The following is a 7,211-nucleotide window of genomic DNA, read 5'->3' as shown; positions in this document are numbered from 1 at the left end:
ATCTTGCAGAATGCAGGCTAGACTTTCGCAACCAGGGCGAACTGGAGTTCGACCTGCAGGTGGTCGGGCATGGTCTGGTGTGGAGCGACCAGCGCGCCATGCATCACATTGGCTGCACCTTTGTCTCCCTCGGCCCCGGCCAGCAGACCTTTATCCAGCGCTTGGTCTACCACATCGAGCTCACGGGACGCGAATGACCGGCAAGCGTATGCCGGGAAGATATGTTCCGGATGACGGCTGCCGACGCTGAATGACTGGTCCGCAGCAGCGCACGTGATATCGATTGGACGGGGTCACGCGTAAGCGCGTCGGCTTGCGCCAAAAAAAACGCCCCACCGAAACCGCGTGGGGCGTTGCCTGACTGCGCGATGTATCTGTACTACACCGGCACATCCCTCATCGGGTCCGGTTTCCTGTTATCGAACCAGCGATACAACGTCGGCACCATCACCAGCGTCAGCAGGGTCGAGGTGATCAGCCCGCCGATCACCACCACCGCCAACGGGCGCTGCACTTCGGAGCCCGGGCCGGTGGAAAACAGGAAAGGCACCAGCCCCAGCATGGCGATGGTGGCCGTCATCATCACCGGGCGGAACCGCTGGGTCGCGCCCTGGATCACCGCCTGGTCCAGCGACAGGCCGGAGTCCCGCAGCGTGCGGATGTACGACACCAGCACCACGCCGTTCAACACCGCCATGCCCCACAGGGCGATAAAGCCCACCGAGGCCGGCACCGACAGGTACTCGCCGGTGACGAACAGGCCGATGATGCCGCCGATGGAGGCGAACGGCAGCACGGTGATGATCAGCGTGGCAAAGCGCACGGAGTTGAACAGCAGGAACAGCAGGAAGAAGATCGCGGCGATGGTGACCGGCACGATGATCTTCAGGTGGCCCATGGCGCGCTCCATGTTCTGGAACTGGCCGCCCCACTCCAGGTAGTAGCCTTCCGGCAGCTTGACCTTGCTCTGCGCGGCCTGGATGGCGGAGATGACCGGTGCGGTCACCGCCACGGTCAGGCCGGACTGGCGGAACTTGCTTTCTTCGGTGCTGCGGCCGGTTTCGCGGGCCTCGACAATGTCCACCTTCTTGGCGTGGATGTCGATGTCGCCCTTGGGCGCCAGCACTTGGCTGCCGGTCTGCTGGTAGTGGTTGCCCGCCACCAGCGTAACGTCGCCGCCCGTCGAGCCTATGGTGGAGGCCCCGGCACGGGTGCTGAGGTCGCGCTTGTCCACGCTCTGCATCTGGCTGCCGATGGTGAAGGCCGCCCCGCCGATATGGAGGAAGCCGCTCTTCTTGGTCTCGTTGAAGTGGCTTTCGCTGCGGGTCTCGGTGGCCGGCTTGATGGTGAGGTCGTTCTTGGCGGCGATGACCGTGCGCGCATCGGATACCACGTTGCTGCCGATGACGGTGACGTTCTGCCCCTGCACCGCCACGGTGTGGCCGCTGAAGATGCTGGACACCGCGGTGGTTGCCTCCACGCTGTCGCGGGTGGTCTTCTTGCTGGATCCAAACAGACTGCTGTGCGTGTGCTGGCGGCCTTCACCCCAGTTGCTGCTGGCTTCGCCGGCAAGCATGTTGACGTCACCCTGCGCCACCGCCGCCAGGGCGCCTTTCTCGCTGGTCACGGTGGCGGTGTGGGCGGTGATGTCGCCGCCAACTCTTCCGTCACTATTAAGACTAAAGCTAAAATACGCAATGAGTCCATTTATATTTTTTTGGAAAAATACTCTCCGGCAATTCTTGCAGAATTAACAACATCATCCCACTCGACTTTTTCTATGTAATCTTTGTCATCCAATCCAAAACCATATTTATCAAACATTATATTTATCTTTACAATCAAATTTTCCATCAAACCCACCTCTTTATCATCAACCAAGATCCACCCGACCGTGGAGGCTGGATCACTAGCAAGTTTTGTATCATCATACAAGAAATGAATCGCATAATCCAATTCATCATACCCTCCTCTTGGGCACTCATGATTAACCCAGGCTTGATACTGATACTCCTTATCAGAAAGTCCATGAAGATAGTCAATCAACTCCTCTCGCATGGAAGGGAATTTCAGTTTGGAGAGTTCCAGTTTTTCCATTTTTTGTACTCACTTAAAGGGATATGTGCCTGCGCCGCATTATATTTAATCGATCCTTCTATTGGTTTTCCATCGCGCCCAATTACTTTTCCATTGGAACGTACAATTACATGGTCCACTTGCTGAGTAGGTTGACTGACATTCGGGTCACCCTTATCTATGCGAACACCATTACCTTGATTCTTTGGATCTTGCCATCTAAAACCCACACCTTTCTTGTTGGGCGCCACTCCCCACTCTACCGGAAACTTTGCGGTGACATTCTGCGGAACGCCCCATTGCCCGGGATTTCCCTTTGGCATCTTCCCAACCCCTCCAAGGGTGGCAAGAACCGCGCCTGCAACAAGCTGTGACTTCTCTGCAGTCCATCCATACTGCTCCTGTAACCGCTGCGCATATTCTGTACTCGATACGGCACCTTCCGCATCGCGTTTTGGTGCATAACGAGCGCTGATAGATCGTAGACCATCTTCAGCGGGGTTTTCTCGCCTAGCGCCCGATCGATGGCCTCCCTGACAAGCACGCTGTCAGCTAGAACAGAACCATACTTCTTCTCGCAGGTTTCCGGGTTGCTTGCGCAATAGCTAACTAACTCCTCCTGTTGCTTGATACTGAGGTCTTCGTACTTCTTAATGACTTCGCCACAATCCCTGCCAAGGGCTTGGCAAACTTTGACCTCCGTCACCCAACTATCTATCTGCGGAGCCGTTAGATAGTTGTTATCTATGGCCGCGAGTGCGCTGTTCGTGACTGAGGCCACATCCAACCCTCCGCTAGCAGCGATACCCGTTACTATGCTTGCGAGCAGATTCCGCTTGGCCTCTTTATCTTCTGGATTTTCGTCAGGAGTATCAGTGAACAGATTGGTAAGCAGGCTGCTTGTGGCTGTGCCAAAGGCACCACTCCCGCAGTTCTGGCTGCTGGCCGCCGCTCCGGCGCAGGCTACCAAAGCATGCAGCGCTGCGTGGAGTGGGCTGCCTTCGGTCAAGGTGCCGTCCTTGACCAGTTTGCCGATGTAGCCGGCTCCCTGCTGTTGCAGGTAGTTAACCACCAGGTTCTGCGCAAACTGTGAGGAAGCTCCGGTGACGTTGCCGCCAGCGGCAGCGGCCAATGCGGTCAGTACCTGCCGTCCGGTTCCTCCGGGTGCCCAGATCCCACTGTCATTCATCCGTTGCTGGAGTTCAGCGATACGCGAGGGGTCTCGTTCGCTTTCCGGTTTGGCCAACTCCTGGTCCAGCGCTTGCTTGGCTGCGGTCGACTCCTTGGCCCGGTTGTCCAGGAAGGTACCGGTTTCCCGCTGCAGCGCCCCGACTATCTCGAAGCCGGCCTTGATCTCCTGCTCGTTGAAGATGGGCTTCAGGGCGTTGCTGCCGTCCTTGCCGGTGAACGCATCGCGATTGAGCGTGGCCAACCGTTCCTCCACGGTCTGCCCGGTTAGCGCCTGCTGTCCAGCCGCATCGGTGATCGTGACGGTGCCGCCGCTGATGCCGCTATGCGTGGTGCTGCTGCTCTTGCCGCTGGCCGCCAGCGCAATCGGGGCGGTGGCGCTGAAGTTGCCCTTGCTCGGTAGCGTGGTGCCGGGCACCTGGCCGCCGGTGGCTGCCTTGCCCTGTTGGTCGGTGCCCACGCCGGCAGGCGTGGTGCCTGGGCCGTCGCCGTAGCGGGCGACTTCCTTCATGCCACCCCCACCCTGGCTGTAGCCGCCGCCCAGGCTGACGCTGCTGGCCTTGTACTCGGCGCGGTTCTCGATGTCGCTGGTGGTCAGGGTGCCGGTGGTCAACTTGTTCAGGCCGTCCTGTACGGCCTTGTCCGTGGAGGCGATGACCGCGCCCTTGAGGTCGGTGTTGCCCTTGACCTTGACGTCGAAGCCGCCATCGCCAGCCTTAATGCCGGACTGCTCGGTAACGCTGGCGTAGTTGCTGTTGATCTTCTGCTGGCTGGCGTTGACGCTGCCGGAGAAGCCGGCGCCCACGGTGATGCTGCCGCCGATGCTTTGGTCGCAGCTCTTGAAGGTGCTGTTGTCCTGCAGGCTCTCGATGTTGAGGTTGCCGCCGACGTCGGCCACCACCTGCTTGCCGCCGGCGACCGCGCCGCGCAGGGTGGTGTCGCCGCCCGATTCCAGGGTCAGACGTTCGCCGGCATTGACATGCGTGTTGGTCCAGGTGACGTCCTTGCCTTCGCCCTTGCCGCGTGAGCCGCTGGCGCTGGCGGTGATGCCCAGCGCCACGCCGCCTTGGCCGACCGAGATGGCCACGCCCACGCCACCACTGGCGCTGCTGCTCTTGCGGTCGATTTCGACGGTGTTCTGCGCGGCCAGCAAAGCGATGTCGCCATCGGCCTTCAGATGGGCATTGCCGCCAGCGCTGATGTTGCTGCCGCGCACGGTGATATCCGAGTCCTGGCCGACGCCGGTGGCGCTGATACGCACGTTGCCACCGGCCGCCACGGTGGAGCCGGCCGCCGTGTCGCTGGCCATGGTGGACTTGCTGTCGCTCTTGCTGCCGCCGACCGTGATGGCGATGTTGAGGCCGCCGGCCGCCTTGGGGTCGGCCTGCACCGCGTCGGCGGCGTTCTTGGCTGCCATCCCGGTGGCTACGCCGGCCAGCGCCTTCATGCGCGGGTCGCTGGTCTGGCTGCTGGCGCTCTTCATCTGCTGCGCGGTCTGGATGGCCGAGATCACCGGTGCGGTCACCGCCACGGTCAGGCCGGACTGGCGGAACTTGCTTTCCTCGGTGCTGCGGCCGGTTTCCCGGGCTTCGACGATGTCCACCTTCTTGGCGTGGATGTCGATGTCGCCCTTGGGCGCCAGCACTTGGCTGCCGGTCTGCTGGTAGTGGTTGCCCGCCACCAGCGTAACGTCGCCGCCCGTCGAGCCTATGGTGGAGGCCGCGGCACGGGTGCTGAGGTCGCGCTTGTCCACGCTCTGCATCTGGCTGCCGATGGTGAAGGCCGCCCCGCCGTTATAGAGGAAACCGCTCTTCTGGGTCTCCTTGAAGTGGCTTTCGCTGCGGGTCTCGGTGGCCGTCTCAATGCAATCTCACTATTCTCCTTCATATAAGTTACGAAAAAGTCGCTGCAAAAACGCCGAGTGGCCTACGGGATGATGGCAGTGTTGCCATCTGTTTATGACCAAATTTCTTTTTCCATATCCGTCAGTAAATTTATATCCAATCAAAATAGCAAAGGCTAGCACCTCGCCAAAAAATCACAATCCAGAAATAAATATCATTTATCCAGAATATGAATTCAAGCACATCATCGCCACAAAACTACAGCAATTATTCTGACTCCTCACTCGCCCTCGAAGGATGCCTTTGGCAGAGCCCACACCGACATTGCCAATGACGTGACTGCGCCAATAGAAAAATTAGCTTCTCTGGTTAAACCATGCCAGACGTAATCACCCCAAAGCAATGCGGACACCGCACCTGCGATTGATACAAAGGCGCAAGTCATCCAACTCCTTTTTAGCTTCATTACGGTGTATAGCAGCGACAACAAGAAAAACGGAACAATATAGAAACCGATGGCAGTGAGGGCAGAAGCAAAAAATGAGAAGGCTATACTCGCCCACAGCGTTAGAATTATGCCCATGGATTCATTGCGTGGACCCATCAACCTGTCAACGAGAAAGAGACCGCCGAAAATAGGACCCGCCAATCCTGGACACAAGGTGAATCCTACTAACACTTTCCACTTTGGGTAAGTCTTCCTCATGGTTTGCAGCCTTGTGTATCTCCATATCCCAGCAACTTGCATCCGTAATTAACCCTAGATTTGTAATCCAAGATATTGATTCCTCCTGGCTGAGTCTGTTTCTCTCTCAAAATGCTGCCACCACGCATACCTGAACTATTGGTCATGAAATTCGAAATTTCCGTGAACACGACCCGGTCTTGCAAGTACCGTTCATGTATAGGTTGCAGCGCCCGCTGTTCGCTCTTGAGTTGATTGATATCCCAGGCAATGACATCCGTAGGTTTTTTGCTGTACAGGTCTTTAAAGTTGCCGAATCCGGCAGTCATCAGGGCTTTTCCGGCGTCGGACCGCCACTCGTATATGGATGGTGCATTCCAACCAGCAAAGACTGAACCCAATAAGAAGGTGTACCCAGAGCCACTACCGTCCGCGCCAAGCCCAGTCAATGGTGCCCTCGACACGAACTCCGCTCCACCAAACCATTTTGCACCCGAACCCAGGTTCTGCTCGTATCGATCCGACGCGCCAAAGAAGTCCGCACGATTATCGATGTTGTTGTAGTAGAGCGCGAAGCGCTCTTCGGCGCCCAGGCTGTTATAGATGTAGTCGAAGGTGCTCTTCGACGACCGACCCACATCGCTGTTCATCACTGCCCAAGCGTCCTGCATGGCGATGTACTTTGTCGCGGTGCTCACCGCGTTGCGGCAGGCATCGCCAATAGGGTTGTTAGCGCAGACCGCCTTCATTTCCTTATCCAGGAACTCGCTGAGTTTTTCAGCTTCACGGACAAACTCGTCTTTCTGCTGTTGGCCCGTGCAAGTCTTTCCACTCAAGCATGCCTTGACCTGATCGACCTTCTTCTGGGTCAAGTAGTTGTTGTCGATAGCGGCGATGGCGCTGTTCGTGGCCGTTACCGCGCCCAGACCACCGGTCGCGGCGATGCCGGCCACCAGGGTGGCAATCAGGTCGCGCTTCGCCGCCTTCTCCAGTGGAGTCTCGCCGGGCTGGTCGAGGAACAGATTGGTCAGCAGACTGCTGGTGGCAGCGCCAAACGCGCCGTCTGCGCAGCGCTGGCCTCCCGCGGCCGCGCCGGCGCAACCGACAATGGCGTGCAAGGCGGCGTGCGCCGGGCTGCCCTCGGTCAGCGTGCCGTCCTTGACCAGCTTGCCGATGTAGCCCGCACCCTTCCTCCGGCGCCGCCATCGCCCCGAAGGCGCCGGTGCCGCGCCGGTAGGCGAGCGTGGCATCGAGGGTGGACGCGCCGAAGTACTCCCGATGCGTCAGCCCCCAGCTCCCAGCCGCCGGTGCGGCTCGCTGCACTTCGATCTCGGTGTCGTCGATGTAGTTGTTGGACTGGCGCAGCCAGCCGCGGAACGTGGCGCCGGTCTTGCGCGTCGCATCGCGATACAGCAGGC

6 protein-coding genes and 3 pseudogenes are annotated in these 7,211 nt (G+C 58.9%); 1 reads left to right on the top strand and 8 read right to left on the bottom strand.

Annotated elements, in window-relative coordinates; translation table 11 throughout:
• Positions 1 to 197 (top strand): annotated as a pseudogene (locus OR16_RS44300) (flagellar brake protein); the annotation flags it as partial.
• A 182-nt stretch (positions 198 to 379) separates the two neighbouring features.
• On the opposite strand, the pseudogene OR16_RS46970 reads toward OR16_RS44300, so the two are convergent.
• From OR16_RS46970 to OR16_RS48615, 8 genes and pseudogenes are all read right to left on the bottom strand, one after another.
• Positions 380 to 991: pseudogene (locus OR16_RS46970) on the bottom strand (efflux RND transporter permease subunit); the annotation flags it as partial.
• A gap of 57 nt (positions 992 to 1,048) precedes the next feature.
• Positions 1,049 to 1,576 (bottom strand): annotated as a pseudogene (locus OR16_RS46965) (hemagglutinin repeat-containing protein); the annotation flags it as partial.
• Positions 1,577 to 1,707: 131 nt separating this feature from the next.
• On the bottom strand, positions 1,708 to 2,097 hold the full coding sequence (locus OR16_RS42390; RefSeq protein WP_081489010.1) for an SCO4402 family protein: 390 nt from the start codon (positions 2,095 to 2,097) through the stop codon (positions 1,708 to 1,710).
• A complete protein-coding gene (locus OR16_RS42385; RefSeq protein WP_192816485.1) occupies positions 2,070 to 2,327 on the bottom strand; it encodes a hypothetical protein in 258 nt (85 codons plus the stop codon). The genes OR16_RS42390 and OR16_RS42385 overlap by 28 nt, the downstream gene beginning before the upstream one ends.
• An 8-nt stretch (positions 2,328 to 2,335) precedes the next feature.
• Positions 2,336 to 5,026: a hemagglutinin repeat-containing protein gene (locus OR16_RS37420; protein WP_006164342.1), complete on the bottom strand. Its 2,691-nt coding sequence runs from the start codon at positions 5,024 to 5,026 to the stop codon at positions 2,336 to 2,338.
• A 362-nt stretch (positions 5,027 to 5,388) separates the two neighbouring features.
• Positions 5,389 to 5,814, bottom strand: a complete 426-nt coding sequence (locus OR16_RS43885) for a hypothetical protein (protein WP_141639974.1) — start codon at positions 5,812 to 5,814, stop codon at positions 5,389 to 5,391.
• Positions 5,811 to 6,665 (bottom strand): hypothetical protein, encoded by an 855-nt coding sequence (locus OR16_RS44295; RefSeq protein WP_202801123.1) that lies wholly within the window; start codon positions 6,663 to 6,665, stop codon positions 5,811 to 5,813. Before OR16_RS44295 ends, OR16_RS43885 begins: the two co-directional genes overlap by 4 nt.
• The gene (locus OR16_RS48615; protein WP_423739714.1) at positions 6,577 to 7,158 is read right to left on the bottom strand and encodes a ShlB/FhaC/HecB family hemolysin secretion/activation protein; all 582 of its coding nucleotides are present in this window, start codon (positions 7,156 to 7,158) and stop codon (positions 6,577 to 6,579) included. Before OR16_RS48615 ends, OR16_RS44295 begins: the two co-directional genes overlap by 89 nt.
• Positions 7,159 to 7,211 lie beyond the last annotated feature (53 nt).

Origin of the sequence: Cupriavidus basilensis OR16, from assembly GCF_000243095.1 — a bacterium.
Taxonomy (GTDB): Bacteria; Pseudomonadota; Gammaproteobacteria; order Burkholderiales; family Burkholderiaceae; genus Cupriavidus; species Cupriavidus basilensis_D.
The sequence above is the reverse complement of the archived record's forward strand: the minus strand, read 5'-3'. Positions and strand labels throughout refer to the sequence as shown.

What these genes read in the sequence shown, in the direction of transcription:
- OR16_RS42390 (WP_081489010.1), bottom strand. Translation starts at nt 2,097, where the DNA reads ATGGAAAAACTGGAACTCTCCAAACTGAAATTCCCTTCCATGCGAGAG.
- OR16_RS37420 (WP_006164342.1), bottom strand. Translation starts at nt 5,026, where the DNA reads ATGCAGAGCGTGGACAAGCGCGACCTCAGCACCCGTGCCGCGGCCTCC.
- OR16_RS43885 (WP_141639974.1), bottom strand. Translation starts at nt 5,814, where the DNA reads ATGAGGAAGACTTACCCAAAGTGGAAAGTGTTAGTAGGATTCACCTTG.